This is a genomic window from Enterobacteriaceae endosymbiont of Plateumaris rustica, from assembly GCF_012562965.1.
Classification (GTDB): domain Bacteria; phylum Pseudomonadota; class Gammaproteobacteria; order Enterobacterales; family Enterobacteriaceae.
Window position 1 is genome coordinate 393,184 of sequence record NZ_CP046228.1, and the last position, 17,322, is coordinate 410,505.

At 21.5% G+C, this 17,322-nt stretch carries 15 protein-coding genes; all 15 read right to left on the reverse strand.

Going from position 1 to position 17,322, the window contains the following annotated elements:
- Positions 1 to 1,488: an NADH-quinone oxidoreductase subunit N gene (locus GJT82_RS01940; RefSeq protein ID WP_168819786.1), complete on the reverse strand. Its 1,488-nt coding sequence runs from the start codon at positions 1,486 to 1,488 to the stop codon at positions 1 to 3.
- 51 nt (positions 1,489 to 1,539) lie between these two features.
- Positions 1,540 to 3,048, reverse strand: coding sequence for an NADH-quinone oxidoreductase subunit M (gene nuoM, locus GJT82_RS01945; RefSeq protein WP_168819788.1), 1,509 nt, complete (start codon positions 3,046 to 3,048; stop codon positions 1,540 to 1,542).
- Positions 3,049 to 3,108: 60 nt separating this feature from the next.
- The gene (gene nuoL / locus GJT82_RS01950; RefSeq protein ID WP_168819790.1) at positions 3,109 to 4,971 is read right to left on the reverse strand and encodes an NADH-quinone oxidoreductase subunit L; all 1,863 of its coding nucleotides are present in this window, start codon (positions 4,969 to 4,971) and stop codon (positions 3,109 to 3,111) included.
- Complete coding sequence (gene nuoK / locus GJT82_RS01955; protein WP_168819792.1) at positions 4,968 to 5,270, reverse strand: NADH-quinone oxidoreductase subunit NuoK; 303 nt, start codon at positions 5,268 to 5,270, stop codon at positions 4,968 to 4,970. The genes nuoL and nuoK overlap by 4 nt, the downstream gene beginning before the upstream one ends.
- Positions 5,271 to 5,323: 53 nt before the next feature.
- Complete coding sequence (gene nuoJ, locus GJT82_RS01960) at positions 5,324 to 5,821, reverse strand: NADH-quinone oxidoreductase subunit J (RefSeq protein ID WP_168819794.1); 498 nt, start codon at positions 5,819 to 5,821, stop codon at positions 5,324 to 5,326.
- 22 nt (positions 5,822 to 5,843) lie between these two features.
- Positions 5,844 to 6,383, reverse strand: coding sequence for an NADH-quinone oxidoreductase subunit NuoI (nuoI, locus tag GJT82_RS01965; protein ID WP_168819796.1), 540 nt, complete (start codon positions 6,381 to 6,383; stop codon positions 5,844 to 5,846).
- A gap of 25 nt (positions 6,384 to 6,408) precedes the next feature.
- Positions 6,409 to 7,377, reverse strand: coding sequence for an NADH-quinone oxidoreductase subunit NuoH (gene nuoH, locus GJT82_RS01970; protein WP_168819798.1), 969 nt, complete (start codon positions 7,375 to 7,377; stop codon positions 6,409 to 6,411).
- The gene (nuoG, locus tag GJT82_RS01975; protein ID WP_168819800.1) at positions 7,374 to 10,097 is read right to left on the reverse strand and encodes an NADH-quinone oxidoreductase subunit NuoG; all 2,724 of its coding nucleotides are present in this window, start codon (positions 10,095 to 10,097) and stop codon (positions 7,374 to 7,376) included. The genes nuoH and nuoG overlap by 4 nt, the downstream gene beginning before the upstream one ends.
- Positions 10,098 to 10,198: 101 nt before the next feature.
- Positions 10,199 to 11,482, reverse strand: coding sequence for an NADH-quinone oxidoreductase subunit NuoF (gene nuoF, locus GJT82_RS01980; RefSeq protein ID WP_168819802.1), 1,284 nt, complete (start codon positions 11,480 to 11,482; stop codon positions 10,199 to 10,201).
- Positions 11,463 to 11,975: an NADH-quinone oxidoreductase subunit NuoE gene (gene nuoE, locus GJT82_RS01985; RefSeq protein WP_168819804.1), complete on the reverse strand. Its 513-nt coding sequence runs from the start codon at positions 11,973 to 11,975 to the stop codon at positions 11,463 to 11,465. Before nuoE ends, nuoF begins: the two co-directional genes overlap by 20 nt.
- Before the next feature lie 8 nt (positions 11,976 to 11,983).
- Positions 11,984 to 13,813 carry an NADH-quinone oxidoreductase subunit C/D gene (gene nuoC / locus GJT82_RS01990; protein WP_168819806.1) on the reverse strand — a complete coding sequence of 610 codons (1,830 nt, stop codon included), beginning with the start codon at positions 13,811 to 13,813 and terminating at the stop codon, positions 11,984 to 11,986.
- Between the two features lie 57 nt (positions 13,814 to 13,870).
- Positions 13,871 to 14,539, reverse strand: a complete 669-nt coding sequence (locus GJT82_RS01995) for a NuoB/complex I 20 kDa subunit family protein (RefSeq protein WP_168819809.1) — start codon at positions 14,537 to 14,539, stop codon at positions 13,871 to 13,873.
- Positions 14,540 to 14,566: 27 nt separating this feature from the next.
- The gene (gene ndhC / locus GJT82_RS02000; RefSeq protein WP_168819811.1) at positions 14,567 to 14,953 is read right to left on the reverse strand and encodes an NADH-quinone oxidoreductase subunit A; all 387 of its coding nucleotides are present in this window, start codon (positions 14,951 to 14,953) and stop codon (positions 14,567 to 14,569) included.
- Between the two features lie 130 nt (positions 14,954 to 15,083).
- On the reverse strand, positions 15,084 to 16,382 hold the full coding sequence (gene thrC, locus GJT82_RS02005) for a threonine synthase (RefSeq protein WP_168819813.1): 1,299 nt from the start codon (positions 16,380 to 16,382) through the stop codon (positions 15,084 to 15,086).
- On the reverse strand, positions 16,379 to 17,314 hold the full coding sequence (thrB, locus tag GJT82_RS02010) for a homoserine kinase (protein ID WP_168819815.1): 936 nt from the start codon (positions 17,312 to 17,314) through the stop codon (positions 16,379 to 16,381). Before thrB ends, thrC begins: the two co-directional genes overlap by 4 nt.
- Between the last annotated feature and the right edge of the window lie 8 nt (positions 17,315 to 17,322).

Consider the following 17,322-nt stretch of genomic DNA (forward strand, 5'->3'; position numbering starts at 1 on the left):
TTACATAAATAATATAGATTTTTTAACAATTTGTATTATAAATTCAGGATATACTCCTAATAAAACAGTTATTATTGTCAATAATAATATTAAGTATTTACAAAAAAATATTTTTTTTATATTTAAATTATTTAAAGGAACTGACGTATATAATTTATTATATGGATTTAAATATAAATTAATAATAACACGTAAATAATAATATAAACCAGCAGCACTTCCAAGTATAACTATAAATGCAAAATACCATAATTTCATTTTAATAATTAATGATATTAAATAAAATTTAGAAATAAAACCTAATGTTATAGGAATACCAGCTAAAGATAAAAACATAATAGTCATTATAAATGATAAAATAGGATCATACCAAAATAGTCCTCTATAAAAATGAAGATGATCGGAATATTTTTTATATTGTTGTATATTTAAATTAGAAAGTATGCTAATAACAGAAAATATACCTATATTATTTAGTATATAAGCTATACTATATATTCCCATAGCTTCTAATGAAAATAATATATTATTTGGAAAGATTATATTATATATTAATATTATTAACATATAACCTAAATGAGCTATAGAAGAATATCCTAATAAACGTTTAATATTATTTTGTGAAAGAGCTAAAAAATTTCCAAATATAATAGAAATTGTAGATATTAAAATTAGTAAATTAAATAATATTAATTTATTTGAAGCTATATTAGTAATATGAAGTAATAATCTTACAAAAGATGTAAAAATAGAAATTTTACTAAATGTAGATAAAAACATTGCTACTATAGTAGGTGAACCTTGATAAATATCTGGAGTCCATAAATGAAAAGGTACTAATGATAATTTAAATCCTATACTTACTAAAATTAAAACTAAACCTAGTATACTTATGTTATTTATTGTTGAATTAAATAAGTAATATTTACTTATATATGTAAAATTTAAATTTCCATAATCAATATAAATTAATGAAATACCTAATATAAAAAAAGATGATGCTACACTAGAAAGAATGGTATATTTAATAGTTGCTTCTAATGAATTTTTTAATTTAAAATCATATCCAATTAATCCAAATATAGGTATAGATATTAATTCTATTCCTACTAACATAGAAATAAAATTATTTGCAATAGTTAAAACAATTCCTCCAATAGATGAAATAAGAATTAAAAGATAAAATTCATCTTTATGATAATAATAATTTGATAACCAAGGATAAGCTATTATACAAGTGATAATACTAGTTATTAACAATATTATACTATAAAAATAAGAATAATTATCCACAATAAATAATGTATTACCAATTACATTAATATTATAATACATATTATGTAAAATAGATATTAAAGTAAAAGATAAGCCACTAATCGTTATAATTAAATGAATAAAATTATTACGTTTAATAGAAATACTTATTAATGTAAGTATTATTGTCAATATCATAATAATTAAAGGTAATAGTATTATGAAATTTTTCATAAAATATATTTTATTTTCCTTTTATAAAGATAATTTATTTTATAAAATATTCTAATTTAACATAATTTTATTATAAATATTATTAATTACATTATAAGAAATATTTAATATAGGTTGAGGATAAAATCCTAATATTAACAATAACATTAATAGAGATGAAATAATAAATATTTCTCTATAAACCATTTTTTTAAAAACAAAAGATTTTTTTATTGTTCCATAAAAAATTTTTTGCATCATATTTAGTGAATAAATACTTGCAAATATTAAACCAAAGATAGCAATACTAGCATATATTGGATAATGTTGAAAATTTCCCATAAGAATTAAAAATTCTCCTATAAAATTTCCAGTACCTGGTATTCCTAAACTTGCTAAAGAAAAAAATAGAAAAAAACCTGGTAACCAATTTATATGACTCCAAAATCCACCCATTAAATTTATATTTCTTGTTTTTAAACGTTCATATATTTGACCACAAATTATAAATTGAGCTGCAGCAGATATTCCGTGTGATATCATTTGTATAATGACTCCCTGATAAGCAATTTTATTATTACTATAAATTCCAATAAGTATAAATCCCATATGAGATATTGAAGTATAAGCTATTATTCTTTTTATATCATTTTGAATAAAAGCTAACCAAGATCCATAAAATATACCTATAATACCTAATATTATTGCAATAGGAGCAAATTTTAAAGAAGCTAAAGGAAATAATGGTAAAGAAAATCTTAATAAACCATAAGCAGCTGTTTTTAATAAAATTCCTGCTAAATCTACAGATCCTGCAGTAGGTGCTTGAGTATGAGCATCAGGTAACCATCCATGTAATGGAATTACTGGTATTTTTACAGCAAAAGCAATAAAAAAACATAACATTAATAAAAATTCTAAATAAAATGATTTTGGAACATGTAATAAATTATTATATTCAAAAGTCCATAATCCTGTAATTTCTTGGTTTAAAAAAACTAATGTTAAAATACCAACTAACATTAATAAACCACCAGCTTGTGTATAAATAAAAAATTTAGTAGCTGCTGTTACACAATTTTTACCTTTGATATTATTATGACCCCATAATGATATTAAAAAATACATAGGAATTAACATAATTTCCCAACATAAAAAAAATAAAAACATATCAATAGCAAGAAATACACCTATAACTCCACTTAAAATCCATAACAGATTTAAATGAAAAAAACCATGCAATTTTTTTGTTTCGTTCCAAGAACATAAAACTGCCATTATACCTAATAATCCAGTTAAATTAATCATTATTATAGAAAGACCATCCGTAGCTAAATGAAAATTTATACCAAATCTTGGAATCCAAGGTAATATAAATTCTGATACCCATATAGGATATGATAAAAATAATTCATTATTTAAAAAATATGGATGAATAAATAATTCAATAATAGAAATTAAAAAAACTATACTAATAGATATTAAAGATATCCAACGAGGTAATTTGTAATTTAACCGTTCAATTTGCCAACAAATTAATCCACCAATAAAAGGAATTAACATTAACCAAGGTAATAACATAATATTTCCTAATTATTTTAATAAAATTTAATAAAAAATATTAATTTAAAATAAACACTATTATAATAAATAATATTTATTACTTAATATTATAATTAATAATAATATTATTATACCTAAACATATAGATGATATATACCAACGTATATATCCATTTTCACTAATTAATAGAAATTGTTCTATTTTTTGAGAAAATTTAACAAATATATCAATAATTTGAGAAATAGGATCATTTCTTATCAAAAATAATAATTTAAAAAAATTATTTACAAATAATTTTTTGTATATTAAATCCAAATAACAACCATTCAAAAAAAATTTTTTTATAATATAAAAATTAATGTTATTTTCTTTAGTAAATTTTAATAAATAATTACGATTTTTCCAAAATAATATAAAAAATATACAACCAGCAATAGATATTCCTGCTGATATTATTTCTAAAATAAAATATTTATTTGTATGTTTTATGATTACATCATTAAATAATGTATATATACCTATTGGTAATAATTTTATACTTATAGAACTAGATAATATAGTTAATATTATTAATGGAATATTATGATTCCAAGTATTATTTCTAATAGGTATTAAATTTGTTTTACCATGAAAAACAATATAAATCATACGAGTAGTATATAAAGAAGTAATAAAAGTCCCAATTAAACCTAATGTAACTAAAATAAAATGGTGATTAATTAAAGCTTCGTATAAAATTCTTCCTTTACTGAAACTACCAATACTAATAATTGGAAAAGAACATAAAGATAATCCTCCTAATAAAACAGAATAATATATAAAAGGAATATATTTTTTCATATTTCCCATTTTAAATATATTTTGTTCATGATTAGTAGAAATAATAATAGAAGCAACAGATAAAAATAATAATGCTTTAAAAAAAGCATGTGCTATTAAATGAAATAGAGAAGCCTCCCATAAATGTATACCTAATGCTAAAAACATATAACCAATTTGACTCATAGTAGAATATGCTAAAATACGTTTTATATCTTTTTGTGCTAAAGCAGACAATCCTGATAATAATAATGTAATTACACCAATAATACTTATAAATAATAAAATATTATTTGTTAATGAAAATAAAATATTATTTCGTAAAATTAAATAAACACCTGCTGTTACCATAGTAGCAGCATGAATTAATGCAGAAACAGGAGTAGGACCTGCCATAGCATCTATTAACCAAGTATTTAGTGGAAATTGGGCAGATTTACTTATTGCACCTATTGCTAACATTAAAGTAATTATATTTAATAAAAATGATGAATAATGTAATTTAGATGAAGTAATTAAAAAAGATATTTCTTGAAAATTTATTGTTTTAAATAATTTAAATACTAAAAAAATACCTATAGATAAAAAAATATCACCTAAACGAGTAATTAAAAATGCTTTTATAGCAGATAATCCATTTAATGTATTTTTATAAAAAAAACCTATTAATAAATAAGAACAAACACCTACACATTCCCATCCAAAAAACATAAGTATAAAATTATCTGCTAATATTAAAAGAATCATACTAGCCATAAATAAATTAGTATATGCAAAAAATCTTGAATAATCTTTATCATTTTTCATATACCATGATGCAAATATATGTATAAGTAAACCAACTCCAGTAATAACAGATAACATGATTAATGAAAGCATATCTAAATATAAATTGAAATCAACATGAAAATTATCGATTTTTATAATTTGCCATAAAAATTCTTTATATATAAATAAGTAATTGTTAAAAAAAAATAAATTAATTATACATGTAATTATTGTAATAATACCTATAGATCCCACACCAATAATTGTAGATATTTTTTTATTTAAGTTAGAAAATAAAGATAATATAAAAAAACTTATTAAAGGTATTAAAATAGTAAAATAAAGAAATTTCATCCATTCATCTCACTAATTGAATCAATATTAATTGTATTTTTATAATGATATAATTTTAATAATAAAATTAAACCTATACAGCTTTCAATAGCTGCTATTGTAATAGATATTATATACATAATTTCTCCTTCTGTTCGTTTCCAACAGTTTCCTGAAATTATACAAGATAATGCTGCAGCATTTAACATTATTTCTATACATATTAAAATATACAACATATTTTGTCTAATAATTACACCTGTTAAACCAATTATAAATATAATAATAGTTATTAATAATCCATAATATAAAGGAATCATATTTTTTTATTTCTTAATTTTAAATTTATTAATATATAAAAATAATTAAATATCTAATTTTTTTTATTTCCTATATGAAAAATTACAATTAGTCCTGCTAATAATAATATTGATATTAATTCAACAATTATTCTATATTGTTTAAACATATTTATTCCAATATTATTGATGTCAATAATATTATTCAATATATATTTGTTATTACATGATTGTTTAATAATAAAAATTAAAAAAAATAACAAAACTGTTGTCAATAAAATTGAACTAATTAATATTATTGGTTTTTCTAATAATAATTTTTTTTCTTGTGAAGCTATTTTTTCATAATTTAATAACATTAATATAAAGACAAATAATACAACTATTGCTCCTGCATAAATAATAATTTCTAAAGCTCCTGCAAAATAATCACCTAAAGTAAAAAATATTCCAGATATAGAAATTAATGATATTAAAAAATATAATAACGTATACATTGGATGAATACTTATTACTACAAATAATGTAGAAATTATTGCTAATATTCCTAATATATAAAAAATTAATTCCATAGATAAAAACCTTTTATTTATTTTACGGTAATAAGCTTTTTACATCTACTTCAATATTTTTATTTTTATATTGTGAATAATTATTTTTTATTTTAACTCCAGTAAAATTATAAAAATTGTAATGAGGATATTTTCCTGTACTATTAATTAATAAATTTTCTTTTTCATATACCATATCTTTTCTTTGAAATTCACATAATTCAAAATCTGGTGTTAATTGTATAGCATTAGTAGGACAAGCTTCTTCACAAAAACCACAAAATATACAACGAGATAAATTAATACGAAAAAATTTAGGATATGATCTACCATTTTTTTTTGTTGATTTTTTTAAAGAAATGCAACTTACAGGACATACTACTGCACATAAATTACATGCAACACAACGTTCATTATTATCATTATCTAATGATAATATTATTCTACCACGATATCTTGGTGGTAAATATACTTTTTCTTCTGGATACATTATAGTTTCCCTTTTTTTAAACATATTTGTCCAGATTAAAAATATACTACGTATTTGACTAAATAATCCTATAAAAAATTTTTTAAATTTCATTTTCATTATTCTAAAATTAAATAACTTATATTATCATAATTAATGCAGTAAAAATAAGATTTATTAATGTTAATGGCAAACATATTAACCATCCAAAATTCATAATTTGATCATAACGAGGTCGTGGTAATGATGCTCTTATTAAAAAAAATAATAATATAAAAAATATTGTTTTAAATAAAAACCATATAATAGGTGGTAAAATTGGACCATACCAACCACCAAAAAATATTATTGTTATTAAAGAAGCAATAATTATAATATTAATGTATTCTCCTACAAAAAATAAACCAAATTTAATTCCTGAATATTCTATATGATATCCATCAGAAAGTTCTTGTTCAGTCTCTGGTTGATCAAAAGGATGTCTATGACATAATGCTATAGCAGCAATTAAAAAAGTAATAAATCCAAAAAATTGAGGAATAATATTCCAACAATGGTATTGTTTATATACAATATCATTTAAATTAAATGATCCTGTTTGACATATTACTCCCATTAATGATAGACCTAAAAAAACTTCATAACTTAAAATTTGTGCAACTCCTCTAATAGAACCTAATAAAGCATATTTATTATTACTTGACCATCCTGCAAATAAAATTGAATAAACAGAAATACTAGACATCATTAGAAAAAAAAGAATACCAATAGATAAATCAGATATTATTAATGACGAAGTAATAGGTATAATTGCAAATACTGATAATAATGAATTAAAGGCAATAATTGGTGCAATATTAAATAGTATTTTATTTGTAAAAGTTGGTATTATGTCTTCTTTAAAAATAATTTTTATCATATCTGCTAATAATTGTAAAGATCCAAACCATCCAACTCTATTTGGACCATATCTATTTTGAAATAATGCTAATATACGACGTTCTATAAAACTAAGATAAGCACCACTAATTATCAATATTAATAATATTAATAAAGATTTAAAAATTATTAACAAATTATTTATATTAAAAAATAGGGATAAATTCATTTTAATACCTTTAATTTTTCAATAGTTTTTCCTAAAAATACTAAAGGTATTCCTGGTATACCCAAAGGTAATCCAATTAATCCTTTATGTAATTTTTTCGAAATACGTAATGGTAATTGAATTTTATTATTTAAACAAAATAATTCTATAATAGAATTACAAAAATTTTCTTGAATACCTAAATTTATCGCATCTAAATTATTTATAATAATGTATTGATTATAAAAATATTTTCTTATTAATTTTGACTTTTGTATTAAACTATCACTATAAAATAAACTATAATAAGGAACAATAGTAAATTTTTTTAAATTTAAAGGTTTCGGAATAATATATTTAAATTTATTTAATAATTTATTATTTTTATTTAAAATTTTTATTCCTGTAGGACCATATTTAGAAGAAACACCTATTTCTTTTTGAAATTTATTTAAAGATTGTAAGGAATTCCATCCTGGATACCATACAAATGGTAAATGAGTACATTTAATATTTGAATCATAATTACCTTCCATAGAAAAATTAAAAATAGTATCTTTATCTTCTAATTGTTTTTGTTCATGTATATTAATATTAGATAGTATTGATGATCTACCACTATATCGAATAGGTGATCTTGCAAATTTTCTATTAAAAATTTTATAATTAGCTTTAGGAGCAGCTTGACTAATTCCATTAAGTATAGGTATTTTTATTTCACAATTTTTTATTATTCTATCTAAACTAATATTTTTTAAGTATTTATCATTTATTTTAGATTTTAATTTAGATATCCATTTCCAACTAGCTTTAATTTGAATTTTTTTATTATAAAAAATAGGATTATATGCTTGAAAAAACCTTTGTGCTCTAGATTCATTATTAATAACAGTACCACTACTTTCAAAAAAACTAGCGGATGGTAAAATTATATTTGCTTTTTTCATTGTATCTGTATATTGATGATCCATAACAATAATATTAGGTATATTTTTAAATATATTATTTAGTTTATTTTTATCTTCTTGAAAATACAAATCATTTTCCATAATAATTAATGTATCTATTTTAGATAAATTAGTATCAAAAATTTCTTCTAAAGATTTACCATTAATAAGTCCAACTCCCATACTATTTACTGTATTTAATACAAAAAATAATCCTGTATTTTTACCATGAAAATTTAATGATTTCACTATATTATATGTAGCAGAAATTAATTCTAATGAACCAGAATTAGTTCCTGAAATAATTAAAGGTTTTTTTGCTTTTAGCAATATTTGTGCTATTTTTTTTATTTGTTGTAATAAATTTGTATCTGTAATAAAAATTTTAGATGACATATTTTTAATAAAATCAGATAATATAAAACTAAAATTAACTTGATTTTCAATTGGAGCATAATAATTCCAACTAGCAATATTATCTAAAGATGTATTATCTATACTTGTTATAAATAATGGATTTTTAAACATATTATTTATATTTAAAATAGCATTATTATTCCAGTATGGAATATTTTTATTATATTTAGATACATTATTTTTAATAGCCTGTTTTATTGATAAAGCTAATCTAGGACTGGTAACACTAACATCTTCACCCAAAATTAAAATGGCATCATAACTTTCTATTTCAGCAAGAGAAGGACAATATATGTTTTTGCTTTGTAATATTTTTATTATTAAATCAATTTGTAATTTTTCTTGATTTAAAATTCCAATAGAAAAATTTTTTTCTCCAACTAAATCTTTTAAAGCAAAATTACTTTCTATACTTGCTCTTGGTGAACCAATACCAATAATTTTTCTTGATTTTTTTATTAAATTAGCAATTTCTTCTATTATAACTAAGTTTTCTAAAAAAATATTTTGATTATTAATTTTTTTAATTACTTGCAATGGTCTATTATTAGAATTTACATAACCAAAACCAAAACGTCCACGATCACAAATAAAATAATGATTTATTTCTTCATGATATCTATTTTCTACATTAGATAAATATCCATAACGTTCTCCTACTGAAATATTACAACCTAACGAACAATTTTGACAAATGCTAGGAGCATATTGCATATCCCATTTTCTAGAAAAATGTTTAGAATAAGTTTTATCAGTAAATACTCCTGTAGGACATATTTCTACTAAATTACCTGAACATTCATTTTCTAATATTCCATCAGTCATTCTACCATAATAAAGATTATTGCTAATACCAAAAACATTAAAATCTTTTCCATCTGCATAATCTTTATAATATCTTACACAACGATAACATTTAATACAACGATTCATTGTATGTGATATAAAAGGACCTAAATTTTGATTTTTATACTGTTTTTTAGGAAAATTATATCTACGAGAAACATGACCGGTCATCACTGTCATATCTTGTAAATGACAACTACCACCAGCATCACATATAGGACAATCATGAGGATGATTAATCATTAATAATTCAATAATATTTTTACGAAATTTTTTTACTTCTATATCATCTGTAGAAATATATAAATTTTCATGAGGTGAAGACATACAAGACATTATGATTTGTCCTTTTAATTTCTTATAATTATCATATTTTTTTACAGCACATAAACGACATGATCCTACACTTCCTAAAATAGGATGCCAACAAAAATATGGTAAATCAAAACCTAAAGATAAACATATTTTTAATATGTTATCTTTTTTATTAACTTTATAGAATTTTTCATCTACATTAATAATTGTAGTCATAATAAATATATTCCAATAAGTTATTACAATAAATAATTTTATTATTTATTTAATATTTTATATATAAATTTATAATTTTATAATACATATTAAATTTATATTTACTGCGATATTCCTAGTTCGAACTCATTAAAAAAATACTTTAGTGCACTACTTAAAGGTTCTATAGCACCAACAGGAAGAGCACAAAAAGATTTACCTTCTATTAATTGATTACCAATTTCTTTTAATAAATTTATATCTTTAATATGACCTTTTTTTCTTTCTAATTTATCTAATATTTTTACAATCCATGGTAATCCTTCACGACAAGGTGTACAAAATCCACAAGATTCTCTTGCAAAAAATATTTCTAAATTTTTTACTAAAGATACCATATTAATAGTATTATCTACTGCCATAGATAATCCAGTACCTAATCTACTACCTGCTTTTTGAATACTAATAAAATCCATAGATATATCTAAATCATTTACAGTTAAAAATCCTGTTCCAGCACCTCCAGTTTGCCATGCTTTTAATGTTAGTCCATTTTTCATACCTCTAGCATATTTTTCTAATACTTCACGAGCACTAACACCAAACGGTAATTCCCATACACCAGGATTTTTAACATTTCCAGAAAAACCTAACATTTTTGTACCAGTATCATACTTACTTTTAGAAATATTTTTATACCAATTAGAACCATTCATTAATATACTAGATATGTTAAATAGAGTTTCAACATTATTAATACAAGTTGGTTTACCCCATAATCCAATAGAAGAAGGAAAAGGAGGTTTAAATCTAGGATTAGCTCTTTTTCCTTCTAATGAATTAATTAATGCTGTTTCTTCACCACAAATATATCTCCCAGCTCCTATATGCATATATAATTCAAAATTAAATTCTGTATTTAAAATATTATTTCCTAAAAAACCTAATGTATACGCTTCTTTTATTGCTATATTTAAAATTTTAGCACATGTTATATATTCTCCTCTTAAAAAAATATATCCTTGATTAGCTTGTATTGCAAAAGCACTAATAATAATACCTTCTATTAATTGATGAGGAATATGTTCTATTAAAAAACGATCTTTATAAGTTCCAGGTTCCATTTCATCTGCATTACATAATAAATATCGATCTTCAGAATTATCTATTTTACGAGGTATTAAACTCCATTTTAATCCAGTAGAAAAACCTGCACCACCTCTACCTTTTAGTTCTGAATCTTTAATTAAATTAATAACTTCTTCTGGAATCATATTTTTTAATGTTTTTTTTAAACTAAAATACCCATTTTTTTCAATATATTCTTTTAAAAATACTGGTTTATTATCATTTCTCATACGCCACGTTAATGGATAATTTTCTTCATTAAGATTTAACTTTTTCATTAATATATTTATCCAAAATTTGATTTATATTTTCTTTTGATACTGAAGTATAAATTTGATCATTAATCATAATACTAGGTCCTTTATCACATAAACCTAAACAACATATAGGTAATAAAGTAAATAAACTATCAATTGTTGTTTCTCCTGGAATAATTTTTAATTTATTTTTTATTATTTTTAATATTTTTTCATATCCTGTTATATAACATACAACACTATCACAATACTTAATAACATATTTTCCTACTGGATATCTAAAAATTTGACTATAAAATGTTGCAATACTATCAATTTCAGAAGGAGAAATATTTAATAATTTAGCAATAATATAAATTATATCATTAGATATCCATCCATATTTTTTTTGTAAATATATTAATATTTCAATAGAAGCGGCATGATTATATTCGTAATGAGATTTTATCTCATTAATTATTTTTAAATCTACTTTATTTAATGTAATTTTTTTTTTATTAATTATCTTATTCATAATTTATATTAACGATCAACATCAGACATAACAAAATCAATACTACCTAGATATGCAATTAAATCAGATATTAAGCTACCTCTAATAACTGAAGGTATTTGTTGTAAATGAGCAAAACTTGGTGTTCTTATTCTTGTACGATAACTAATCGTATTACCATCACTAATTAAATAATAACTATTAATACCTTTTGTTGCTTCTATCATTTGAAATGATTCATTAGGAGGTATTACAGGTCCCCAAGAAACTTGTAAAAAATGAGTAATTAATGTTTCAATATTTTTTAATGTTTTTTCTTTTGGAGGTGGTGTTGTTAAAGGATGATCCATTTTAAATGGTCCTGAAGGCATATTATTTAAACATTGTTTTAAAATACGTAAACTTTGCCATATTTCTTCCATTTTTAACATAACTCGAGAATAACAATCACTTATATTATTACCTATTGGAATATCAAAATCAAAATTTTCATAACCAGAATAAGGCCTCCATTTACGTACATCAAAATCTAATCCAGTAGCTCTTAATCCTGCACCTGTAATTCCCCATTGTATAGCTTCTTTTCGTGAATATGATGCTATATTTTTTGATCTAGATATTAAAATACTATTTTGTAATGCTGTTTTTTTATAAATTTGTAATCTTTTAGGTAACCATTCTAATATTTTTTTTAATAATATATTCCAACCTTTTGGTAAATCATTTGCTAAACCTCCTATTCTAAACCATGCAGGATGCATTCTAGCACCTGTAATTGCTTCAATAATATCATATATTTTTTGTCTATCAGTGAATGCAAGAAATACAGGAGTCATAGCACCAACATCCTGAATAAAAGTAGATAAATATAATAAATGACTATTAATTCGAAATAATTCTGATAACATAATTCTAATAACTTTAATTCTGTCTGACACAATAATATTTGCTAATTTTTCTATTGCTAAAATATAAGGCATTTCATTTATACAACCACCTAAATATTCAATACGATCTGTATATGGAATATAAGTATGCCAAGTTTGTCTTTCAGCTATTTTTTCTGCACCCCTATGATGATATCCTATATCTGGTATACATTCTATAATTTCTTCTCCATTCAATTGTAAAATTATTCTAAAAGCTCCATGTACTGAAGGATGATTAGGTCCTAAATTTAAGAACATATAATCATAATTATTATTATTAATTTTTATTCCCCATTCTTCTGGAATAAATTTTGTATTTTCAATATCTATTTTATATTTATTTTTAGATAAAGTATAAAATTTATTTTCAGTTGCTCTTGAAGGAAAATCTTTACGTAACGGATAACCATTATTCCAATTATATGGTAAAAGAAGATGAAATAAATGAGGATGATTAATAAAATTAATTCCAAACATTTCCCATATTTCTCTTTCATACCAATTAGCATTATTAAAATATTTTGTTATACTATCAATAGATAAATTATTTTTTGTTAATGGAACTTTAATTATTATATCAACATTCTTACTAATTGAAATTAAATGATAAAATAAAGAAAAATCCATCTTTAATATTAAATTAAATTTATTATTATGTAATCTTTCATCAACAGCATGAATATCATATAACATATTATATGGATTAGAAATTTTATGTAAAAATTTTATGAAAGGAATTATTTTTTTTTTTTTAATCCAAATTACTAATGGCATATTTATATTTTTATTATTTTGTATAAAAAATTTTTTTAATCCAAAATGATTATTTAATTTATTAATTATTGATTCATTAGAATTATTATTTAATAATGTAGAAGAAATATTATTTATTGATATTTTCTTTTCAAAATTATTATTAAAATTATTCATAAATATTCCATTTTTATTTAAAAAATAATAAAATTACTAATTTAATAAATAATTTAATTAAATTTTATTAGGAGAACGTAATTTTATATTTTTTTTTTGTATGAATTTTTTTATTTGTGATGTCATTTTAGGTTTATATATTCCTTGATCTCCCATAACCCAAGATAATGGACGTCTTTCATGACTAATAGATTTTTGTAATAATAATAAAGCTTGAATATAAGCTTCTGGTCTAGGAGGACAACCTGGGATATAAATATCTACAGGCAAAAATTTATCTACTCCTTGAACAACAGAATATATATCATACATACCTCCAGAATTAGCACATGCTCCCATAGAAATTACCCATTTAGGTTCTAACATTTGATCATATAATCTTTGAATAATAGGAGCCATTTTAAGAAAACATGTACCTGCTATAACCATAAAATCAGCTTGTCTAGGAGATGATCTTAAAACTTCTGATCCAAAACGAGATATATCATTAATAGATGTAAATGATGTAGTCATTTCAACATAACAACAAGAAAGACCAAAATTGTATGGCCATAAAGAATTTTTTCTTCCCCAATTGATAATTTTATGAGTAATTTTTTTTAAATTACCTAAAAATATATTTTGATTAATTTGATTTTCAATCGGATCATTATTAATATTCTTTGATTCTTCTAATGGATATGTTTTTTTGTTATTAATATTTGTTTTAGTAAGAATATATTTCATAATATATATTATATTTTTAATGATAAATTAAGAATATTTTTTAGATTTCCAATTTAAAGCATGTACTCTAAATAAATAGAATAAACTAATTAAAATTGTTATTATAAATAGTAATCCTTCTATAAATCCTTCTAACTTAATTTTTTTAATAGAAATAGACCATATATATAAATACATTGCTTCAATATCAAAAATCACAAAAAACATAGCTATTAAATAAAATTTAATAAAAATTTTTATTTGGGAATTACCAAAAGAACAAGCACCAGATTCAAAAGGTATATTTTTATCTATTCCATAAGATTTACCTCCTAAAAAATGTGATACTAACATAACAGTACAACTAATTATAATAGCAAATATTTGAAATATACAAAAAGAAAAATTATTAATATAATTACTTTTAAAAATCATAATCTATATTTTATAATTAAAATTAATTAATTAATAATATAGTAAATAAATATAATATGTAAATAAATTAATTATTTATATTTTAAATAAATATTAATTTATATTTAAAAATATAAAAATAACAGTAAAATTATTGAATATAATTTTTTATTAAAAAAGATTTAAGATAAGAAAAATCATTTGGAAAAGCATAAGATAAATTTTCTTTATGTATATAATTAATTAGTCTTTTTGGTAAATGAGTTTTTATTTTTAAAATTTTATTAATATAATCTTGAAATTTTGCTGGATGTGCAGTACCTAAAAATATTCCAAATTCTTTTTGATTTTTTATTCTTGAATGTAAAGCATAATATGCTATTGCAGAATGTGGTTCTGTAATATATCCATATTTATTATATAATTTTATTATAGATTGTTCAGTAATATAATTAGATACAGATTGAGATGATAATTTATTTAAATTCCAATTATTCATTTTGAATAATTCTAATATACGTGGCCAGTTATTTGGATTACTTATATCCATAGCGTTAGATAACGTTGCAATAGTTTTCTTAGGATTCCAAATACCACTTTTAAGATATCTAGGAACTGTATCATTAGAATTAGTAGCTGCTATAAATTTTTTTATAGGTAAACCCATTGATTTAGCTATTAATCCAGCAGTTAAATTACCAAAATTTCCACTTGGAACAGAAATAATAACATTATTTCGATTTTCTAATGGAATTTTAGCAAAAGCTTCAAAGTAATAACATATTTGGGATATTAATCTACTAATATTAATTGAATTTGCGGAATTAAGAATAATTTTATTTCTCAAATAAGTATCTTCAAAAGATTGTTTAACTAAATTTTGACAATCATCAAAATTTCCTTTAATTGAAATTGTTTTAATATTTTTACCTAAAGTACAAAATAATTTTTTTTGTAAAATAGAAATTTTATTTTTAGGATATAAAATTATAACTTCAATATTATTAATATTATAAAAAGCATGAGCAACTGCTGCACCTGTATCACCAGATGTAGCTGTTAAAATAATAATTTTTTCTTGTTTATTAAAATAATTCAATATTTTAGCCATAAAACGAACTCCAAAATCTTTAAATGATAAAGTAGGTCCGTGAAATAACTCTAAACAAAAAATATTATTTTTAATACTAATTAATTTTAGTGGAAAATTAAATGCTTCATGAACATGTTTCGTTAAATTTTTTAAAGGAATTTCATCTTTCATAAATAAAGATATTAAATAACTACTACGATCAATAAATTCCATATCTAATATTTTATTAATATTATTTAGATTAATTTTAGGTATCAAATTAGGAAAAAATAATCCTTGATTATTTCCTAATCCAATTTTTAGTGCTTTTTGAAAATTTATTATTTCTTTATTATTATTTATATTGTAAAATTTCATTTTTTCTCCATTATTTGTGTACCTTTTTTATTCACTACACAAATACATACAAAACCTTTATTATTTTTCAAAAAATTTAGTTTTAACCACTTAACCATATTTTGTGCAATATTTAAATTATTAAATATAGTAAATAAAGTTGGTCCTGATCCTGCAATACCATAACTTAAAGCTCCCAATTTCTTAGAAATTTTACGAATTTGTTCAAAATCAGGTAATAAAGATTTTCTATATGGTTCAGCAAGAAAATCTTTCATTAATTTTGCTGCAAGTAGTTCTTGTTTAGTATGGCTTGCATGTATAAATCCAGCTAAATATTGACTTTGCTTAATACAAATATTTTTTTTATAAAAATTAGGAAGTATTTTTCTAGAATCATAAGTTGACAGTTTTATTCCAGGATACGCAATAACCCAAAACCAATTATCAAATACTGGTATATCTTGAATTATTAAATTATCTGTTATTAATATTAATTTAATACCTCCTAAATAACAAGGAGCAACATTATCATAATGTATATTACCAGATAATGATTGTTCTAACTCTCCCATTAAAATTAATAATTCATTATCATTTAAAGGATTATTAAGAAATAAATTCATTGCTTTTAAAAAAGCTACTATGGAACAAGAACTTGAACCTAATCCTGAAGCTACGGGTACATTTTTTTCTAAAATAATTTTTAATGGTACTACTTTACCTATTTTATCACAAAATTTTGACCAACAATTAAAAATAATATTTTTATAAAAATTTTTAGGTAAATCATTTAAAAAATATCCTTGATTTACTAATATAAATTTTTTAGATGATGTTATTGATACATAATCACCTAAAATACCTCCATCTAATCTAGATAATGCTATTCCTAATGAATCAAACCCAACATTTATATTTCCAATGGAAGCAGGAGCATAAACTTTTATCATTACTTTAA

Coding starts and splice junctions, on each gene's coding strand:
- GJT82_RS01940 (WP_168819786.1), bottom strand. CDS start 1,488: ATGAAAAATTTCATAATACTATTACCTTTAATTATTATGATATTGACA.
- nuoM (WP_168819788.1), bottom strand. CDS start 3,048: ATGTTATTACCTTGGTTAATGTTAATTCCTTTTATTGGTGGATTAATT.
- nuoL (WP_168819790.1), bottom strand. CDS start 4,971: ATGAAATTTCTTTATTTTACTATTTTAATACCTTTAATAAGTTTTTTT.
- nuoK (WP_168819792.1), bottom strand. CDS start 5,270: ATGATTCCTTTATATTATGGATTATTAATAACTATTATTATATTTATA.
- nuoJ (WP_168819794.1), bottom strand. CDS start 5,821: ATGGAATTAATTTTTTATATATTAGGAATATTAGCAATAATTTCTACA.
- nuoI (WP_168819796.1), bottom strand. CDS start 6,383: ATGAAATTTAAAAAATTTTTTATAGGATTATTTAGTCAAATACGTAGT.
- nuoH (WP_168819798.1), bottom strand. CDS start 7,377: ATGAATTTATCCCTATTTTTTAATATAAATAATTTGTTAATAATTTTT.
- nuoG (WP_168819800.1), bottom strand. CDS start 10,097: ATGACTACAATTATTAATGTAGATGAAAAATTCTATAAAGTTAATAAA.
- nuoF (WP_168819802.1), bottom strand. CDS start 11,482: ATGAAAAAGTTAAATCTTAATGAAGAAAATTATCCATTAACGTGGCGT.
- nuoE (WP_168819804.1), bottom strand. CDS start 11,975: ATGAATAAGATAATTAATAAAAAAAAAATTACATTAAATAAAGTAGAT.
- nuoC (WP_168819806.1), bottom strand. CDS start 13,813: ATGAATAATTTTAATAATAATTTTGAAAAGAAAATATCAATAAATAAT.
- GJT82_RS01995 (WP_168819809.1), bottom strand. CDS start 14,539: ATGAAATATATTCTTACTAAAACAAATATTAATAACAAAAAAACATAT.
- ndhC (WP_168819811.1), bottom strand. CDS start 14,953: ATGATTTTTAAAAGTAATTATATTAATAATTTTTCTTTTTGTATATTT.
- thrC (WP_168819813.1), bottom strand. CDS start 16,382: ATGAAATTTTACAATATAAATAATAATAAAGAAATAATAAATTTTCAA.
- thrB (WP_168819815.1), bottom strand. CDS start 17,314: ATGATAAAAGTTTATGCTCCTGCTTCCATTGGAAATATAAATGTTGGG.